General features: G+C 72.5%; 1 protein-coding gene. It reads left to right on the forward strand.

Translation table 11 applies throughout. The features are described 5' to 3' along the window. Positions 1-19 precede the first annotated feature (19 nt). Positions 20-262 (forward strand): alpha-glucuronidase family glycosyl hydrolase (locus AC0IYH_RS32245; protein ID WP_471838391.1); only part of this gene is annotated, 243 nt, incomplete at its 3' end.

Here is a 262-nt window from a genome sequence, read left to right on the forward strand (position 1 = left end):
GGTACGCGGCGACACCCCCATGCTGCGCGTCGCCGCCGCGGAGCTTCGCCGCGCGCTTCCCGCCCGGGCCGGTGCGATCGTGCTGGCAAAGACGGATGAGGTCGCCGACCTGAAGCTGCCGACCGCGACGCTGGGGGACGAAGGCTATCTCATTCGCGCCGTCCGGCTGAACGGTCGCCCGGTCACCCTCGTCACCGGCAACACCGACCGCGGCGTACTCTACGGCGCGTTCGCGCTGATCCGCCAGCGCGCGCGTATCCGC

It is taken from the genome of Pseudomonas sp. AC463 (assembly GCF_979253585.1).